The sequence below is a fragment of the Acinetobacter sp. YH16040_T genome, assembly GCF_024605785.1.
Lineage (GTDB): Bacteria > Pseudomonadota > Gammaproteobacteria > Pseudomonadales > Moraxellaceae > Acinetobacter > Acinetobacter amyesii.
Map to the genome: position 1 here is coordinate 1,971,237 of NZ_CP094541.1, position 17,309 is coordinate 1,988,545.

Here is a 17,309-nt window from a genome sequence, read left to right on the forward strand (position 1 = left end):
TCTATTTCAAATCAATCTAACTAACTTAAAGCAGCCTACTTTGCATCAAATTGTGCAGATCCATTTCGTTTGGCTTTAAATTATTTGGTTTCAAGCAAGTTGACCTGATCAACTTGAACATCACTCATGATCTGACCATGATCAAGTAAGTGATTAAAATAGTTCTCGACGACTTTATATTGATCTGCTGTAGATTCAACTTTATACATATTTTGGCGGAATTCATTACTAGAGCGTAGACCCTTGGTGTACCAAGCAATATGTTTGCGTGAAATTCGACAACCTGAATATTCGCCATAAAAACCATATAATTCAGACAAGTGTCCAAGCAATACGTCACGGACTTCCATAATACTTGGCGCCGCCATATGCTCACCTGTCGTCAGGTAATGTCCTATTTCACGGAATATCCATGGGCGACCTTGAGCTGCACGACCAATCATGACTGCATCAGCACCAGTATAATCCAGTACATATTTGGCTTTTTCAGGTGTATCAATATCACCATTGGCAATCACAGGAATATTGATCAACGATTTCACATCTTTAATTAAGCTATAACGCGCCGTATTCAGATACATATCTTCACGTGTACGACCATGAAGCGCCAACGCAGCAATCCCAGCTTCTTCGGCACGCTTCGCAACGCGCATAATGTTTTCATGACCATTGAGATAGCCCAAACGGGTTTTTAAGGTCACAGGCACATCAACTGCTTCGACCACAGCATCTAAAATGCGGGCCACCAAATCTTCATCTTTGAGCAGCGCAGAACCTGCCAACTTATTACAAACTTTCTTCGCCGGACATCCCATATTAATGTCGACAATTTGTGCACCATTTGCCACTTGATAGCGAGCGGCTTCAGCCAGTTCAGCTGGATCTGATCCTGCAATTTGAGCTGAGATAGGTGCTATTTCACCATCAAAATTCGCACGATAAAGACTCTTTTTACTCATGCGTAAGGTCTTATCTGCCGTCATCATTTCACTAACAGCATGACCTGCGCCAAAGTATTTGCAAAGTGTACGAAATGGGCGATCTGTAACCCCTGCCATAGGTGCCACCCACAGTTTTCTCTCGATGGGACGATCGAATAATTCTTGAATGACATTGTTTTTACTCAAAATCTTTTAACCTCGTTTAACTTCGTTTAGTCGCTTCGTATTGACTTTTAATGCTCTTTAGTTGCAACCTATTTGCACCACGAAATTTCAATGTTGCAAATTTATAGGTACAGTCACTAAGCGACAAACAAAAGACGGTACAACTCGGTATAGAGCTCAAGTCCGCGTACAACTTCAAGGCTACCCAGAATTCAAGCAATCCAAAACATTTAGCTAAAAGTCTTTGGCTGATGAGTGGATTAAACGCGCAGAGGCAGAAATTGAATTGCACCCTGAAAAAATGTTGAACCCTGAGGTGCAACTTAAGCAAAAACACTCAGAGAATTCATATTTCAGTATTTGGATGAGGCGGACAGTTTTGCTAGGACAAAAACAGGAGCACTACAGCATATCGCTAGTTTAGATATTTCTGAAAAGAATATCTATTATTTAACGCGACAAGACTTTTCTGATTACGCCGCTTCTTATAAAAGTATTAATCTTTCTGAACCCCAGCATTCTCTGCATTAAATTCTAATGATATTTTCTCATATAGTTTACTTTCAGCTGCTTCTAAGCGAGCTTTTGCGTCAGCTAATGCTTTCGGGTAATAAAGATAGCTTTTCATATCTTTATCACAGCTATCCAGTTTTTTCTCACAATCACTATCATTCCTTTTGGCTTCTCTAGACTCTCTCATTATTCTGTTGTAATAATTTTTGGCTTCGTACCATTTAAATTCAATTACATTATGAGCATTTGATGGTTCATCTTTAGCATAGCAATTCACTGATGCTAGGAAGCAAATTGTTAGTCCGTTAATAATTTTGGTTAGATAATGCACTATTTATACTCATTAAATTGGATGTTATTGTAAATAGTAACGTAATCTAACCCACCTGCCATAGGTGCCACCCACAGTTTTCTCTCGATGGGACGATCGAATAATTCTTGAATGACAGGATGTTGACTCAATGTTTTAACCTCTAGCTATATTTAGCAAATGATGCCCGAACCACATTCGAAATCTTCCAAGCCACTTTTACAATGCTAAATTCAAATGTATGTTCGCAAAATCTGTTGAGCGTAAAAACGTTTCATGGCAATGATTATGCAATTGAATGATGACAATGAATATCAACATTGCTCAACGATTGAATTGAGGAATTTGAAGCTTCGGAATTGGACGGCAAATTTGCAATGCGATAGTTTAGTAATTCCAAACAAAAATTTCTACGCTTTTGCTTAAGAGTCGTTGAAACTTATGCATCAGCCATGTAGTTAACACACTATCGATTCAACATCAGACTTTCAGCAGATCTGCCTGTACAGGTGTTACTATAGAGGGATACTGCTAAAATCATTGAAAACTTAAATCTATAAATTCACATCAGTGAGTTGAACTTTATGAAAAAATTGAAAATTCTCTCTTTTATATTTTTCGCTACCATTCTTACTGCCTGCCAACAACCCAATGACGAGGTGGCTGCAGCTGAAAGCCAAAACGCTGATTTAACAACGGAACAAGCGACTCAACAATTTGAGCAGTCAGATGCGCAAATCAGTCAATACCTTGATGTTTTAGATGCCCCAAGCACATCTATCAAGGAAAAAACACAAGTCTTATGTCATGACTACCCTCATGAATATAAAACCAACTATATGCCTGCCATGCTCAAACTCGCAGCCCAAGACTATACTCAAGATAAAATGTTGAATGATTTGAAGATTGCACAGGACTATTACAAAGAAAAACTCAAAATTGAATGCCCTGCTGAATAACCTCCTTTTCATCATGGCGTCATAATTGAGCGCTAAATTGTTATTAAGCGAAAGTGTGTAAGTTTCGCTGTAATAACAACGTAAAATACACTTCCCGATTTATTCGGGTTTTTCTTTTTAAAGCCTTTCAAATAATAAACGACAATTTAAAGACACATATTATTTTGTGATAAATTTCAAACTATTGATTTATTTTGATAAGTTTTTCGTAAGTGTTCACAAGCTAGACACATAACAACCCATTTTAATTACACTTTTATCATGATTAATACATTAAGTTGTTTTTTCCAAAAAAATAGACTGAAGATTGAATCATGAAAACTTTAAACAAATTACTTTTCGCTACACTTATCTCTGCTGCTGCTGCAACTACATTTGCTGCTGAAGAACAAAAAGTTGAAGCTGCTGCATCTGAAGCTCAAACAACTGAAGTTGCTCAAGACGCAACTGAAGCGGCTCCTGCTTCTGAAGCTGTTGCAAAATAATTGAGCAAAAATTTAAAAGCCCACAGATTGTGGGTTTTTAAATTCACAGACATTTTAAGTCTTTCGCAGTTTTCAATGAATTTGACTTCAATTATTTAAAATATAAACGTTGAATTTGACGTGCCCGCCGGTTTAAACCTAATACTTCTTTTCTTTGTAAAATGTCTTCTTCACTAAATCCCAAGCGCTGGATTAATTCAGACATAGCTAAATCTGCATGTTCGATCAACACGGCATCTTGTTCAGTTGACCAAACCACGGTTGATACCGTTAATTTGTGCTGGCGTTTTAACTTTCTCATTTGCTCAGTATAAAAGACTTTAGACATATCGACAAAAAAGCCCACCCGATGTGAGCTTTTTGCAAAGACTGTGTATTCATCATCTATTGGATTGAAAAATAGATTTACTGAACGATGATGTTAAAGATTTTCATCCTTCGTGATCATCACTGAGGTTAAAATTGGAACAGCAAAACAAGGTAATAAGAGTAAGATCCAATATTCCACCATCGGTTTAGCCACAACAAAGTTAATAATGATTGCCCCCAATACCATAACTAACGCAATCAAACCCAAGAAACGACTGAAAAATTTAGCTGGCATAATAATTCCCTTAAAAAATTATGGATTTCAGCTAGTATATACCTTCATTTTTATAATCTGTTGAAAATGATATTGGAATATTCATCTATTTAGCTCAAAAAGCATTCTTTTTCCAATCATCCTGACAGAACTGCTTGTTTTTACACGCGTAGATCTCCATAAATAGATTGACAGTCCCCTATGAGGCATATACATATTTATTCATTACTTATGTATTTTGCATAGTATACTGCTCCTGCTTTGTCGCCCCCATATGGCTGAGTTTATTGGAAAATATGAACAAAACTTTTTCGACCACATTATGCTTTAAATCCCTTTCTGTACTGGCTTTATCCATTGGCTTGGCTGCCTGTGGTAATGGTTCATGGTGGAGCAAAGATGAACCCACTATGGAAGCAGAACAGATTAAAAAAGCCATTCCACCTCGCGTGAATGAACGTCTTTCATGGGCCAATGATATCTATGACATTAGTGATCAGCTCGGTATTCCGACCACGAAAGAAAATGTCTGTACGATTGTTGCTGTGGTCGATCAAGAGTCCAATTTTGTTGCTGACCCACATGTGCCGGGACTCGGTGAAAAAGCCGTTAAAGAAGTTCAAGATCGTCTTGAAGAAAAGTTTAAAGATAAATTGGGTGATGGCATCGGTGGTACAGTCGCTGGCTATTTCCAAGATGTGTTAAAAAATCAGCCAAGTCCAGAAGATAACTATTTGAGCCAAATGCGCCGTGTTCAAACTGAACGTGAACTAGACGAACTATATCGTGAAATTTTTGACTATATGTCTAAACATTATCACGTGAGTGCATTAACAGGCGCAGCGAAACTGGTTGGACAAGATATTGGTGAAAAGCTCAACCCAATTACCACTTTGGGTTCGATGCAAGTCCATATAGGCTATGCCAAAGACCACAAACGCCAAGGTGGAAATATTGCTGCACTGCGTACAGACATGTATAGCCAATATGGCGGTTTGTATTATGGCATCCACCGTTTAATGATGTATCCAGCTGAATATGACAAACCAATTTATCGTTTTGCAGATTATAACTCGGGTCGTTATTCGAGTCGTAATGCGGCATTCCAAAGCATGTTAAATGACTTAACCCCTGCTGAGCTCGGCTTAGATGGTGACCTCTTGCTTTATAATAAAGATGGTTCTCCACGTTCAGCAAAAAGCCAGTCTGAAACCGCGCTGATTGCCGTTTTTGCAGAAAACAATGTGATCGCGACGCCACGTCAAATTCGTTCAGATCTTAAAAAAGAAAAAGATCAGGACTTTGAAGATACTTTGACGTATAAAGCGGTCAAAAAGTTGTACCAAGAAAAGACTGGTAAAGAACCGTTTTATGCCATGATGCCTGAAGTCGTAATTTCGGGGCCGAAATTAAGCCGTGATTACAATACCAATTGGTTTGCCACACGAGTCGATGGACGTTATCAAACATGCATGCGCCGCATCAAAAATCTAAAACTCTAGCCTTATTTGATTTTGACGGAACCCTGTGTAACAAAGACAGTTTTACAGGGTTCATCTTCTATTCCCTGCCTAAACGGCATATCGTGCGCCAAGGGATTAAAATTCTCCCTTGGATTCAAGGCTATTATCTCAAGCTATATCCTGCACATGCAATGCGTCCTCGCCTTTATGCTGCAATGTTTAGCCAAGCCAATCATGAGCAGGTTTTAAATCAAGCAGCACAATATGCTGAACATTTGATGTCAGAACTCAATCCTTCACTGTATGAACAATTACAGCAACACCAAAAACGCGGTCATGAAGTCGTATTGGTTTCTGCATCCGTCGATTTATATCTTAAACCTGTGGCGGAAAAGCTCGGGGTCAAACTGATCTGTACTGAAACTGCAACCAATAACCAAAAACTGACTGGTTTATATGAAACCTTAGACTGTAGTGGTGAGCAAAAGAAAAATCGCGTTTTGGAGCAATTTAACCTTCAAGACTATGAGCATGTTTATGCCTATGGAAATAGCGATGAAGACCTCGCTATGTTCGAATTGGCCACCCACCATTTCATGAATGGAAAGGATAAACGCCTACCTGAACTCGACTAAAGTCGAGTGATTTAGTTTGGTTTATTAATCAAAGTTAACAATCACAAACTTAAATTTAAGTCGCTCTAATATATGATTAAATTTTGAAAATTCTGCTTTTATTTTGACTTTATAGTGTGCTATTTTTCTCATTAATTAGAAATAATGCGGTCAAATATTAAAAGCGGGAAAAGAATATGAATCAATTCAATCCACCGAAATATGTCAAAGGCCTCCATATTAAATTTGGCGAAAATCCATTTGTACTCCTTGCTCAATTTGCCTTCTCAGCCACTCGCCAGATGTGGACGAAAGAAGAAATTGAATTGGTCATTCGTATGGCTAAAAAAGGAAATTATATGAATTTGATTAAGATCCTCAAATTACATATCAAAAATTGAAATAAATATTTTCCCCAAAGTTAATATAAAAAAGCCATGCAATTGCATGGCTTTTTTTCCCGTAAATTTAGTGTAGCGTTTATTACTTTTTAAATGGAAACGCATATTTCACAATACGTTTTAGTACACTGCCGTACTGTTTCACTAAACTTGCGTTGTTATAGTTCAAACCATATTTTTCACAGACCGCCTGCACTTTTGGCGCCATTTTACGATAACGACGCGCAGGAACGTCAGGGTATAAATGGTGTTCGATCTGATGGCTTAAATGCCCTGTCAAAATGTGAAATGCTTCTGAACCAGTAAGGTTTGAAGAACCACGGATTTGACGCATGTACCAATGTCCACGGCTTTCATTTTCAAGTACTTTTTTCGGGAAAACTTCAACATCTTTGGTGAAGTGACCACAGAAAATAATACTAAATGTCCAAATATTACGAAGACCATTCGCAACGAGGTTCCCTGTGAGCACAGGTAATGCTGCAGGCCCTGCAATAAGCGGGAAGAACACATAGTCTTTAAATAATTGCTTGCCGATTTTGGCTTGCATTGGCTTCCATTCTTCTTTGGTCTGCTGTTTTGTTTTGCGACCTTTAAAGTATTTACCCAATTCAAGGTTTTGAATGGCAACACCCCATTGGAACAATAAGCAAAATGGAATGCTATAAATCGGTTGTAATAGATAGCCCGGCTTCCAACGCTGTTCTGGGAACAAACGAACGAGACCATAACCAATATCATCATCCATACCTTTAATGTTGGTATAGGTATGATGTTTAAAATTGTGAGTTTGGCGCCAGTTATCTGCAGTACCCACGATATCCCATTCATAAGTCTGACCATTGAATTTAGGATCATTCATCCAGTCATATTGACCATGCATGACATTATGACCTAATTCCATGTTTTCCATGATTTTGGCAAAACCTAAAAGACCTGTGCCTAAAATCCACGCTGGCGGAAACCAACCTGCAAACAATAATGCACGACCCGCCATAGATGAATATCGAATAGTCGAATATACACGGCGAATGTATTTCGTATCCTTTTCACCTAAGTCATCTAAAACTTCTTGCTTAATTGCGTCAAGCTCACGCGCAAGTTCATCTAATTGCGATTGGGTTAACTCACGGTTTTTAGGATTTTTAAAATATTCAATTTTTACAGGCATGTTCATATTTTTTCTACCTTATAAATCAATAACAAGATCTGACTGTGCTGAGTTCACACAAATTTTGAGTAAATTACCCGGCTCTGTATTTTGGCTACCATTGACCATATTTTTAGTCGAACCTTCTACTTTGTTGCAGGCACATTTATTACAAATGCCCATACGGCAACCGTGATTTGGTTTGATATTTTGCTGTTCAAGACTGGCTAGAATTGATTGGCCTTTTGGAATACTGACGGTTTTATTGGATTGTGTAAGCGTGACATTCACAAAGCCAATGTCATCCGTTGCAATTGGACTCATGCTAAATGCTTCACTCATAAAGCACTGTGCATGATCAAATAATGCTTCGGCCTGAGTGACGAAACCTGATGGACCACATGCAAACACTGTACTGTACTCAATGTCGTCAATTTGAGCAGCGTGAGCGGCATTTAATCGTGGATCGGGAACATCTTCTTGGGTAAAGAAAATTTGAAATTTAAAGTTTGGATATTGATTTGCCAAAGCTTCGAAGCGTAATTTGAATGCGGCATCATCGTGATACTTAACCCAATACATTAACTGAATTGGTTGCTCCGCAATTTGCTTGGTTTTGCTCATCGTTTTCAACAAACTTAACATTGGCGTAATACCACTACCCGCAGCCAATAGTAGCAACGGCGCAGAATTTGACACCAAAGTCATATCACCAAAAGGCTGACCAAATTCTAAGATATCGCCCACTTGCGCTTGTTCTACGAGCCAAGTACTCACAATACCCGTATTCACTTTTTTTACACTAAGCAATACGTGTTGATCATCTAACTGAGTCAAACTATAAGTACGTTCGTAACGAATACCATTTACGCGAGCAAAAACAGGATGATGCTGACCAGCTTCGCCAATTTTAAATAAACGGTTCACCTGTATGGTTAGGCTGACCATCTCATTTGCTGCATTTTCTTTTTGTACAATTTTGCCGAGTGCCTGATTACCAGACCATAACGGATTAAATTTCTGCAACCAGAAATTTACCGCATTGACGTCTACAACACTGTCTTTGATTGCGTTTAAAGGCTTTTTCGCTTTTTCGAGTACATGCATAATCAAATACAACTCATGGGAGGTTTTTAATTATTATACACATGTATATATATTTGTATATACGCTTGTGCATTTAATCGACATTTTCACAAAAGCTATTAGCAGACGCTATAATATGTTAATGTTTTTAATCTATTAAAAAATATGACTCAGTCTGCACAGACGAATATGGTTAACATGTACCAGGAAGATTTACATTCTGAAGCTGAAACTCCACTTACAGTTCGCACTGTAGGTCGTAAAGCAACAATTACCAAGGAAGAACTGTTTCAGGCAGCGCTTAATTTAATTGGTCCACAAAAAAGTATTTCATCACTGAGTTTGCGTGAAGTTGCACGTGAAGCTGGCATTGCTCCAAATAGTTTCTATCGTCATTTCAAAGATATTGATGAATTAGCCATTGAGTTGATTGATCGAGCTGGCGGTGTGTTACGTCAAATTTTGCATGAAGCACGCCTTCAGGCATCACGCCAAAGCAGTATTATTCGTAGTTCAGTTGAAGTATTTATTCAGCAGCTAGATGCCGATGAAGGCAACTTAAGCCTTTTACTTCGTGAAGGCTATACTGGTTCGCATTCTTATAAAAATGCAGTTGAGCGTCAACTCAACTATTTCCAACAAGAATTAAGAGAAGATTTAATCGTCCTAGAGCGTTTAAATCAGAGCAAGTTGGCTCATCCTGACATCGTGGCACGTGGTATTACCCAATTGGTGTTTAACATGGGTGCGAAAGTCATTGATCTACCGACAGAACAACGCAAAGAAGTTGCCGAACAAACCATGATTATGATTCGTATGATATTGGAAGGTGCTCGCCATCTAGACGAAGCCCAAATTCGCTAAAAATTAACGGTGAGAAAAAAAGAAGACGTTCAGGTCTCCTTTTTTATGAGCAAAATATATTTTTCTAATGCTGTAAGTACTGCATGACGTGTAGCGCTGTCTGTTTCGGCTGCTCAAGTGGAAACATGTGCCCACCATCAACCACACTATAATCTATACCATAGGTTTTCTTCATTCCGTCAGGCAAACCTTGTTTATAAAAATGGCTGTCATTTGCGGTGATAAGGTGTACAGGCATTTGAGGGGCTTTCCGTGGGGTACGCCACCACCATGCAGGCACTGTACGGAAAATTTGTGCTTCGACGGCTTTTGGAATGCTGAGGGTCACGCCACCGCGTTTTTCATCAGCTTGAATGCCTTGTGCAAAGTAATCCTCAAAACACTGCGAATCAAAACTTTTAAATAAACGATTATTCCGCAGAGCCGTATAGGCTTCATCCAAATTTGACCAATGATCATTGCGCTTCAGTGTAATTGCTGCAGGCGTGATTTTATCGACAGTTTTGAGCTTTAATTTTTGCATGCCTTCAAAAATGGCGGACTTAGGACCGATTACAAAAGGTGGATCCATAATAATCAGTTGTGAAAACAAATCTGGACGTTTATAAGCCGCCATCAGGGTGACTAAAGAGCCAAAAGAATGCCCTAGCCCAATCACTTGTTGCTTTGGAAATTGGTGCTCAATATCTGCTATGACTTGATCGACCAAATATCGCCAATCTTTGGTGATCGGATAGCGCTCATCCATACCAATAAGCGGAATCACCTTCACATCAAATTGCGGTGCAAAGTAGGATAAAAACTTTCGATAACTTGCAGCAGGAATACCATTGGCATGGGTAAAATGGATCGCGCTTTTCATCTAAAACTCATCTAATCAGCTGATGATGCCACATCATAAAGAGATCAATACGATTTAAACAGGACTCAATGAGTTTATCTAGATGACCTCAAAGTCAGTTTGCAGATTATTTTTGTGAACCGACCATTGATTGATTCGGTAAAAATGTTGCGCCACAAGTGGTTTTATCCCCAGCAACCACAACACCGCGCCCCTTTACCGTTGTACTTTGATCTGCCGCGATCGCAGCCACAGTCGAATTACATTTCGGGCAATAATGTTTCATGCCGTTTAAATGCACCGCAATACCATTAATCACAAATGAAGGTTCACATTCTGAAACCACACCACCGTGTGACGTTTTACTACCTAAGGTAATTAAAGATTTCATATTTTTATTTTCTTCTAACGAACTGCTGAAATTTAAAGCATTTTAACGGAACTACCCACAACTCGCTAGCATCGACGTATAAATTTAATCAAGCCAAAACTTTACTTAACTAAAGCATTAAAACACGACATTAAGGCAGTTCGTGAACAATCATTTGATTATGATGCTATCGCTATATGTCCTAATACATTTAATCATTTCACTTTCATAATTCAATTGATATCAACAACGACAGTTTATGTCGCAACGCCGATTCTTTTACTAATCAAAACATGTATATTGGGTCTAGCAATGAGCATGAAGCGTAGCAGCCTATTTTACAATTTCAGTATTTAACTGAGCTACGAATCAAAAAATGTTGCATTTCTACGCCATGATTAACTTTAGAACGTTCATAGACTGAACACATTATCCAAAACCATTTTTAGAAAATTTTAGATTCGAAACGTAGCACCTTTTCATTTTATAACGCAGATATATAAAGCATAACCATTCTATTTTCAGGAGGTTTTATGATTTTAATAAATGACTTCGATTTAACCCAACCGCAAAAAGTCATCGTGTTAGACCATACACTATAGCTAAATACCAAATAAATCATTACAGTAATCTTTAAATAATTTATCAATATCTTTAACTCTAAACTTAGTTCGAATCGCCTTGACTCGTGACCACATATTTTCTATTGGATTTAAATCTGGACTATATTTAGGAAGCCACACAATGTAATGGCCTGCACAACGTATCAACTCCTGAAGTCTTTTCCCTTTGTGAAAGGTCGCATTGTCCATAATCAAAACACTGCTTTCTTTCAACTTAGGTAATAAATCCTGTTCAATCCAACATTCAAATACTTCTGTATTCACAGAACAATTAAACACACCAACTGTCAACAATCTATTTTCGATAATTGCACCGATCGCATTACTGCAATTCTTCAACTGCCAGTTAAATTCACCTTCAGCACGTGTTCCTTGAAGGCTATAACTATGAGTTCTGGTACTTTCACTTTGAAAACCACTTTCATCTATGTAAATCAGAGGCAATTTCCCTTCTAAACACTCTATGAGATTTTGAAATTGCTGACGTTGATTTTGATCTGCTTTAGGATGCTTTAACGTCTTTTTTTACGCGATATTCCTGCGGCATGTAATGCATTAAATACCGCATGAGTGCTTACTCCTAAACGTTCAGCTCGCTCATACTGATAATCATCAGGATATTGTTCAACATCCTTCAATATTTGCTCTCTGCTAATTTTAACTGGACGGCCAGGAATAGGTTTGTTTGTAGTGGACTTTTTCCAGTTCTGAATCGTTTGTATACAGATGTTAAAATGCTGTGCTGCTTTTCGCACAGACATTTCATCTCGAATCATAATTTCTATGACTTTGTCTTTAAAATCTTTTGAATATCCCATATCTCTATTGTTCTATAGTTTTTAGGATTTGGCTATAGATGACTCAACCCTGTTAACTGAAGTACTCGCTTTGTGTAAGACCGCAGACCCAGAGCTCATCGTGGCGGAAAGCAAAGAGGCTGATTTAGTCTTACGTTTATTACCTGAAATACATGCTTATTGTGGTGCCATTGCCTTAAAACAGCCGCTATGCATTGACATCAATTTTGATTTACTTACTGCTCATTATGCAACACGCAGCCAAGCAGACCGATGTACGATCCAAATTCAGTTAGCAAAAAATCATCCTGACTATACAAAGCTTGATGGCATATTTTATATGTTGGATGAACATGAAGATTTTGATCAAGCTGTAGAATTGCTGAAGAATAGTTACTTTTTTTATGCCGATGTCGACAATTTAGATTAAAAATAAACAATACAAAACTTTGATTTAGCGTAAATCTGTCGTGATTAATTTTACAGTTATAATTTTAGCCATGAAAAAAAGCACCCGAAGGTGCTTTTTTGAGAATTTAAAATTATGGCTTAACCACTACCATAATTTGAATTGCTTCTGGTGTAACCGCCAGACCATCAAGCAGTGTTAAACCTTCTTTTTGCAGTTTTTGTAAACGTGCAATTTCATCTTCACGAATACTTGGGTTGAACTGCTTCAAATAAGTCAAGCGGTCAATTTCATATTGCCATTTGCTACCATAGATTTCTTTGGCTTGTTGTTTAAAGCCCGGTAATGCGCCACGTGCAATTTCCAGCGCTTGCGTATAACGCTGTTCAATAACATCACGACGCGCCTTAACCACTTGGCGGCAACTGTTACCATCAAGATGATGTAAATAAGGACGTAAAATTTCAGGTGCAATTTTTTGCGATAAATCCTGACCTTTTTCGCTCAGTAATACACGAACCAACTGTTGAGGCAAACTTGACGGCAAATTCAATGCTTTCGGTGCAACGACATCGACTTTAAACCACACTTCCATTAACACAGAACCTTGTGGTAAAGCTGCTGATTTCAATACAGCAACGTTGGTACTACCAAAACTTTGTGTATTAATCATTTCCATCACACTTTCAGTGAATGGATGCTCAAGTGTTAAATATTGAGCATCTTCACGGATCTGTGCTTGGTCACGATAGAACGTCGCCGTCATGCCTTCTTCGTCCAAAGTCAGACCTTGAACTTGCATTTGATCCGTTGGCTTGATGATCACAGTACCGTTACTTTGCTCATCAAAATCAATGTTTGTAGACGCCATGAAGCGCTTCATAAACATTGGCAAGGTTGTATTGTCGTCGTAGTCTTCAAGTGCAGTCACAATTTCTTGTGCCACGATTGGACGGCAAGAGTTGTACTCAAGTAAACGGTCACGACCTTCTTGAAGTTCAGCTTCAAGTGCTTCACGTTGTACACTCACCGCTTCGAGCAAATCTTCAAACTCTTGGCCTTTATCTGCCAATAAACAATCTTTCAGATTGACGATAAAGTTTTCTTGTAAGGTTTGTGCAGTCGGCGAGATATTACAGAAAATATTTAATGCTTCGTTATACCAACGGAACATACGCTCTTGCGCAGTGCCAACCAGATAAGGCACATGAATTTGAATACGATTTTCTTGACCAATACGGTCTAAACGACCAATACGTTGTTCAAGTACGTCTGGGTTTGCAGGCAAGTCAAACAAAACTAAGTCCGATGCAAACTGGAAGTTACGACCTTCAGAACCAATTTCTGAACATAGTAAAATTTGCGCACCGTATGACTCTTCCGCAAAATAAGCTGCTGCTTGGTCACGCTCTAATAGGCTCATGCCTTCATGGAACATCGCTGTGCGAATACCCGCATGCAAACGAAGTACATTTTCTAAAGACTCAACGACTGGACCACTACGTGCAATCAATAACACTTTTTTGTGTTTTAGGTCTGTACGCAGACGTTCCATCAACCACATCACACGTGGGTCGGTTTCCATCCACGAGCCATCAAGCTGCGCTTCTTCAGGCCACATTTGTTCACGTAGCTTGCCATCTTTAGACCAGTTTTCAGGTGCAGGTAATGGCGCAGGCTGACAGTCACGACCTGGGAAGCCTTGAATCGCTTCACGTGTATTACGGAATAAAATACGACCAGTACCATGACGGTCTAACAACTCGTGAATGGCACGAAAGCGTTGTTCTGGCTCGTCAGTAATTCGATGACCTAATAGGCTTTCAATCGCTGCCAAATGCCCTTCTTCGAGTGGCAGATCAGACATCAGCACTTCAGCAATTTTAGCTGTTTGGTGATACTGATCTTCTTCATCCAAGAAACGATCAAGCGAACTAAAACGTTGTGGATCAAGTAAACGTAAACGTGCAAAGTGACTTTCCACACCTAATTGTTCAGGCGTTGCGGTTAATAACAAGACACCCGGTGTTTTTTCAGCAAGTTCTTCAACAAGGTCATAACGGTCATTGCCGCCTTCTTCTTCTGACCACATTAAATGATGGGCTTCATCGACTACAAGCAAATCAAAACCAGCTTCAAGGGCTTGTTCACGCAAGTCATCATGGTCGATCATCAAATCGACACTGGCAATGATGCATTGTTCAGTTAAAAATGGGTTGAGGTCTGGATCGTGCTCTTTAATCGATGCTGTACGTGTCAGATCAAATAATGAGAACTCAAGATTGAAACGACGACGCATTTCAATCATCCATTGATATTGCAATGAATCAGGTACTAAGACCAAGATACGTTCTGAACGACCCGTTTTGAGTTGCTGATGAATGATCAGACCGGCTTCGATGGTTTTACCTAAACCGACTTCGTCAGCAAGTAATACACGTGGGGCAAAACGCTTACCCACTTCATGCGCAATATACAGTTGGTGTGGAATGAGACCCACACGTGAACCCACTAGGCCACGTAAAGGGCTAGACTTCATATTGGCTTGAAGAAGCAATGCTTCGATACGCAGGTCATACCATTCTTTATAGTCTACTTGGCTTGCAAGTAAACGGTCTAATGGTTTTGCTAACTGAATACTTGCACCAATACGTGTTTCATTCAGTGCTTTACGTTCTTCTGTACCGTCGGCCAGTTTACGTACCGCGTTATAACGAACCACACCACCACGGTCTTCAAGCGATTCGACAATCCAAATTTGACCTTCTTGGTCTTGGACTTCGTCATTTACATTGAAAACAATACGAGATAAAGGTGCATTGTGACGGGCATAGACACGAGTTTCATCACTTTTCGGGAATAAAATGCTGACCGATCGCTCATCAACATCAATAAGAACACCTAAACCCAGTTCCGTTTCTGTATCTGATAACCAACGTTGACCAATAGCAAACTGCTGCAATTTTTCCACCTTTTTCTCAAGTTCGGTCTGAAAATATTATGCTCAAACTGTGAACGTTATTTGAGCAAAAATCTAGACCATAAAGCAATATATTTTGACATAAAGCCCACTAAATAGTGAGCAGAATTCTTAGGGATTTAAATGATTTTCCTAAAATGGTACAGGACAGTGAAATTCCACTGTTTGCTCAGTTTCAGGATGGTTAAAACTCAAGCGCTCAGCATGTAAACATAAGCGCGGCATCAGCTGCTGTTGCTCAGGTGTTGCATACAAAGTATCACCTACAATAGGATGACCTAAATATTGCATATGAACGCGAAGCTGATGTGATCGACCGGTAATAGGAGTTAAAACTACACGTGTTACGGCTTGCCCCTGAATCTCAAAATGTTCAGTGGCTTTCCAATGCGTAAGCGCAGGCTTATTGTGTGCAGGATCGGCAATATGCAGTGGCGGATGTTCTGGGTCATATATGACCGGTACATCGACAGTACCTTCACCTTCGAGCGTACCCGCAACCAATGCCTGATATGTTTTTGAAGTTTGACGTTCTTGGAACTGGCGTGAAATTCGATTTTGCCCTTGACGGGTTAATGCAAAAACCAAAATACCTGAGGTATCACGATCCAAACGATGGATGAGCAAGGTATTCGGTTCAATTTTTAATAATCGATTGATAACACAGTCTTGTAAATCTGCTGTTTTTCCCGGAACTGTGAGTAAACCTGCTGGTTTATGGATCACCATAAAGTCAGTATCACGATGTATCAGGTGTTCGGTTAGAAAATTACTCAAAGTTCAATCCAGTTCTGATCTCGAAAAACAAGGCGGCAATAATAAAAAGCTTAGCCAACAATTACAATGCACAAAGCTATATTTCCCGACGTATTTTCCGATTTAGAACAAAAATAATTCCAATTGGCTTTGTTTAATCTGTATTGAGCAATTTTTCTAGCAATGCTTTTAAACTTGCACCATCTAAAAAGTCTTCATAACGGATGTTTGCACCATTGGCACGCCACAACCCAATTAAGCTGACCATGGCAATGGAATCGAGCCCATAACTGCGTAAATCGATTAAGGGATCTATTTCCAATGCGTCCATATCTAGCTGCTCTGCAATAGCCAATAATATGCCTTTGGCTGACAAAACGAATTCAGTTGGTGCTGACAGATTCCAAAGCCGCATCAAATTATAACTACTCATATGATGTATACCTTGGCCTGACATGGAGTCCACCCACTGAATATGCTGTTCCTGATTACTCAGCACAATTGCGTCATCAACGATACAGATTTGCTCTGTTACGCTATATAGATGCGGCAAGATCTGTTTCAGCATAGGTGTGATTTGCCCTGCAAAGATGAGCTGCGGGTGTGTTGTTGCATATTCACCAAGCTGCTGCATGCCTTGAAGTAAATCATCACCATATAAATCGACAATAGGAATCTCTAAGGCTTTGGCTTTATTGGTCAGCTGGATCAAATTTTCCATCAACTGCGTATCTTGTATGCCCTGCTGCATGCGTAGATTTTGTAAACCATCCAGCACCAATACAGACTGTGTTGATGACAACTGCCATTTTGATAGAGAAGGTGCAAATTGGATTTTCTTGGGCATGGGATAAAGCATACAGACTCGGTACATAACTCAAGTTGGAACAATTGATATGCTAACGCAGAATCATATCTGAAGGTGACTTTCGGCTACTGATGATTTACTTTTTGGTCAACTTTAAACTTATATATTTTTTTAATTCTATTAAGTTTATT

The 17,309-nt window shown here is 39.1% G+C and carries 20 protein-coding genes and 1 pseudogene; 8 read left to right on the plus strand and 13 right to left on the minus strand.

Annotated features, from left to right (window positions below; all coding sequences use genetic code 11):
- Positions 1–80: 80 nt before the first annotated feature.
- Positions 81–1,058, minus strand: a complete 978-nt coding sequence (gene dusB, locus MST16_RS09620) for a tRNA dihydrouridine synthase DusB (RefSeq protein ID WP_249738736.1) — start codon at positions 1,056–1,058, stop codon at positions 81–83.
- A gap of 172 nt (positions 1,059–1,230) precedes the next feature.
- On the opposite strand from dusB, the pseudogene MST16_RS09625 reads away from it, so the two are divergent.
- Positions 1,231–1,586: pseudogene (locus MST16_RS09625) on the plus strand (site-specific integrase); the annotation flags it as partial.
- A 16-nt stretch (positions 1,587–1,602) separates the two neighbouring features.
- On the opposite strand, the gene MST16_RS09630 reads toward MST16_RS09625, so the two are convergent.
- On the minus strand, positions 1,603–1,950 hold the full coding sequence (locus MST16_RS09630; protein ID WP_180003822.1) for a hypothetical protein: 348 nt from the start codon (positions 1,948–1,950) through the stop codon (positions 1,603–1,605).
- 563 nt (positions 1,951–2,513) lie between these two features.
- On the opposite strand from MST16_RS09630, the gene MST16_RS09635 reads away from it, so the two are divergent.
- On the plus strand, positions 2,514–2,888 hold the full coding sequence (locus MST16_RS09635) for a hypothetical protein (RefSeq protein WP_180003820.1): 375 nt from the start codon (positions 2,514–2,516) through the stop codon (positions 2,886–2,888).
- A 314-nt stretch (positions 2,889–3,202) separates the two neighbouring features.
- Positions 3,203–3,373: a hypothetical protein gene (locus tag MST16_RS09640; RefSeq protein ID WP_180003818.1), complete on the plus strand. Its 171-nt coding sequence runs from the start codon at positions 3,203–3,205 to the stop codon at positions 3,371–3,373.
- A 91-nt stretch (positions 3,374–3,464) separates the two neighbouring features.
- Here the strand turns inward: MST16_RS09640 and MST16_RS09645 are convergent, their stop codons facing one another.
- Both MST16_RS09645 and MST16_RS09650 read right to left on the minus strand, forming a co-directional pair.
- Positions 3,465–3,701 carry an acyl-CoA thioesterase gene (locus tag MST16_RS09645; RefSeq protein ID WP_257223033.1) on the minus strand — a complete coding sequence of 79 codons (237 nt, stop codon included), beginning with the start codon at positions 3,699–3,701 and terminating at the stop codon, positions 3,465–3,467.
- Positions 3,702–3,794: 93 nt separating this feature from the next.
- Positions 3,795–3,977 carry a hypothetical protein gene (locus MST16_RS09650; protein ID WP_168377709.1) on the minus strand — a complete coding sequence of 61 codons (183 nt, stop codon included), beginning with the start codon at positions 3,975–3,977 and terminating at the stop codon, positions 3,795–3,797.
- Between the two features lie 275 nt (positions 3,978–4,252).
- Between MST16_RS09650 and MST16_RS09655 the strand changes: the two genes are divergently transcribed.
- From MST16_RS09655 to MST16_RS09665, 3 genes are all read left to right on the plus strand, one after another.
- A complete protein-coding gene (locus MST16_RS09655; RefSeq protein ID WP_180003816.1) occupies positions 4,253–5,458 on the plus strand; it encodes a DUF1615 domain-containing protein in 1,206 nt (401 codons plus the stop codon).
- Positions 5,425–6,054, plus strand: a complete 630-nt coding sequence (locus tag MST16_RS09660; RefSeq protein WP_180003814.1) for an HAD-IB family hydrolase — start codon at positions 5,425–5,427, stop codon at positions 6,052–6,054. Before MST16_RS09655 ends, MST16_RS09660 begins: the two co-directional genes overlap by 34 nt.
- 176 nt (positions 6,055–6,230) lie before the next feature.
- Positions 6,231–6,434, plus strand: coding sequence for a hypothetical protein (locus tag MST16_RS09665; protein WP_180003812.1), 204 nt, complete (start codon positions 6,231–6,233; stop codon positions 6,432–6,434).
- Between the two features lie 82 nt (positions 6,435–6,516).
- On the opposite strand, the gene MST16_RS09670 is transcribed toward MST16_RS09665, so the two are convergent.
- Positions 6,517–7,611 carry an acyl-CoA desaturase gene (locus MST16_RS09670; RefSeq protein ID WP_180003810.1) on the minus strand — a complete coding sequence of 365 codons (1,095 nt, stop codon included), beginning with the start codon at positions 7,609–7,611 and terminating at the stop codon, positions 6,517–6,519.
- A gap of 12 nt (positions 7,612–7,623) precedes the next feature.
- On the minus strand, positions 7,624–8,691 hold the full coding sequence (locus tag MST16_RS09675; protein WP_180003808.1) for a ferredoxin reductase: 1,068 nt from the start codon (positions 8,689–8,691) through the stop codon (positions 7,624–7,626).
- A gap of 144 nt (positions 8,692–8,835) precedes the next feature.
- Between MST16_RS09675 and fabR the strand changes: the two genes are divergently transcribed.
- Positions 8,836–9,534 carry an HTH-type transcriptional repressor FabR gene (gene fabR / locus MST16_RS09680; RefSeq protein ID WP_078188804.1) on the plus strand — a complete coding sequence of 233 codons (699 nt, stop codon included), beginning with the start codon at positions 8,836–8,838 and terminating at the stop codon, positions 9,532–9,534.
- Positions 9,535–9,598: 64 nt separating this feature from the next.
- On the opposite strand, the gene MST16_RS09685 is transcribed toward fabR, so the two are convergent.
- From MST16_RS09685 to MST16_RS09700, 4 genes are all read right to left on the minus strand, one after another.
- The gene (locus MST16_RS09685) at positions 9,599–10,396 is read right to left on the minus strand and encodes an alpha/beta fold hydrolase (protein WP_180012247.1); all 798 of its coding nucleotides are present in this window, start codon (positions 10,394–10,396) and stop codon (positions 9,599–9,601) included.
- Between the two features lie 106 nt (positions 10,397–10,502).
- Positions 10,503–10,766, minus strand: a complete 264-nt coding sequence (locus MST16_RS09690) for a PAAR domain-containing protein (RefSeq protein ID WP_078193592.1) — start codon at positions 10,764–10,766, stop codon at positions 10,503–10,505.
- A gap of 581 nt (positions 10,767–11,347) precedes the next feature.
- Entirely contained in the window at positions 11,348–11,833 is a 486-nt protein-coding gene (locus tag MST16_RS09695; protein WP_227554803.1) for a transposase, read from the minus strand.
- Positions 11,834–11,880: 47 nt separating this feature from the next.
- A complete protein-coding gene (locus tag MST16_RS09700; protein ID WP_180136461.1) occupies positions 11,881–12,186 on the minus strand; it encodes an IS630 transposase-related protein in 306 nt (101 codons plus the stop codon).
- 28 nt (positions 12,187–12,214) lie between these two features.
- On the opposite strand from MST16_RS09700, the gene MST16_RS09705 reads away from it, so the two are divergent.
- Entirely contained in the window at positions 12,215–12,595 is a 381-nt protein-coding gene (locus MST16_RS09705) for a hypothetical protein (RefSeq protein WP_180012339.1), read from the plus strand.
- A 112-nt stretch (positions 12,596–12,707) separates the two neighbouring features.
- On the opposite strand, the gene rapA is transcribed toward MST16_RS09705, so the two are convergent.
- From rapA to MST16_RS09720, 3 genes are all read right to left on the minus strand, one after another.
- Positions 12,708–15,545 (minus strand): RNA polymerase-associated protein RapA, encoded by a 2,838-nt coding sequence (gene rapA, locus MST16_RS09710; protein ID WP_180012337.1) that lies wholly within the window; start codon positions 15,543–15,545, stop codon positions 12,708–12,710.
- 141 nt (positions 15,546–15,686) lie between these two features.
- Positions 15,687–16,331, minus strand: coding sequence for an RluA family pseudouridine synthase (locus MST16_RS09715; RefSeq protein WP_180003800.1), 645 nt, complete (start codon positions 16,329–16,331; stop codon positions 15,687–15,689).
- A 133-nt stretch (positions 16,332–16,464) separates the two neighbouring features.
- Entirely contained in the window at positions 16,465–17,169 is a 705-nt protein-coding gene (locus MST16_RS09720; RefSeq protein ID WP_180012335.1) for a phosphopantetheine-binding protein, read from the minus strand.
- Positions 17,170–17,309: the final 140 nt, after the last annotated feature.

Bases quoted from the DNA above. Each gene is read 5' to 3' on its own strand.
- dusB (WP_249738736.1), bottom strand. From the start codon at position 1,058: ATGGCAGGGGTTACAGATCGCCCATTTCGTACACTTTGCAAATACTTT.
- MST16_RS09635 (WP_180003820.1), top strand. From the start codon at position 2,514: ATGAAAAAATTGAAAATTCTCTCTTTTATATTTTTCGCTACCATTCTT.
- MST16_RS09640 (WP_180003818.1), top strand. From the start codon at position 3,203: ATGAAAACTTTAAACAAATTACTTTTCGCTACACTTATCTCTGCTGCT.
- MST16_RS09645 (WP_257223033.1), bottom strand. From the start codon at position 3,701: ATGTCTAAAGTCTTTTATACTGAGCAAATGAGAAAGTTAAAACGCCAG.
- MST16_RS09650 (WP_168377709.1), bottom strand. From the start codon at position 3,977: ATGCCAGCTAAATTTTTCAGTCGTTTCTTGGGTTTGATTGCGTTAGTT.
- MST16_RS09655 (WP_180003816.1), top strand. From the start codon at position 4,253: ATGAACAAAACTTTTTCGACCACATTATGCTTTAAATCCCTTTCTGTA.
- MST16_RS09660 (WP_180003814.1), top strand. From the start codon at position 5,425: ATGCATGCGCCGCATCAAAAATCTAAAACTCTAGCCTTATTTGATTTT.
- MST16_RS09665 (WP_180003812.1), top strand. From the start codon at position 6,231: ATGAATCAATTCAATCCACCGAAATATGTCAAAGGCCTCCATATTAAA.
- MST16_RS09670 (WP_180003810.1), bottom strand. From the start codon at position 7,611: ATGAACATGCCTGTAAAAATTGAATATTTTAAAAATCCTAAAAACCGT.
- MST16_RS09675 (WP_180003808.1), bottom strand. From the start codon at position 8,691: ATGCATGTACTCGAAAAAGCGAAAAAGCCTTTAAACGCAATCAAAGAC.
- fabR (WP_078188804.1), top strand. From the start codon at position 8,836: ATGACTCAGTCTGCACAGACGAATATGGTTAACATGTACCAGGAAGAT.
- MST16_RS09685 (WP_180012247.1), bottom strand. From the start codon at position 10,396: ATGAAAAGCGCGATCCATTTTACCCATGCCAATGGTATTCCTGCTGCA.
- MST16_RS09690 (WP_078193592.1), bottom strand. From the start codon at position 10,766: ATGAAATCTTTAATTACCTTAGGTAGTAAAACGTCACACGGTGGTGTG.
- MST16_RS09700 (WP_180136461.1), bottom strand. From the start codon at position 12,186: ATGGGATATTCAAAAGATTTTAAAGACAAAGTCATAGAAATTATGATT.
- MST16_RS09720 (WP_180012335.1), bottom strand. From the start codon at position 17,169: ATGCTTTATCCCATGCCCAAGAAAATCCAATTTGCACCTTCTCTATCA.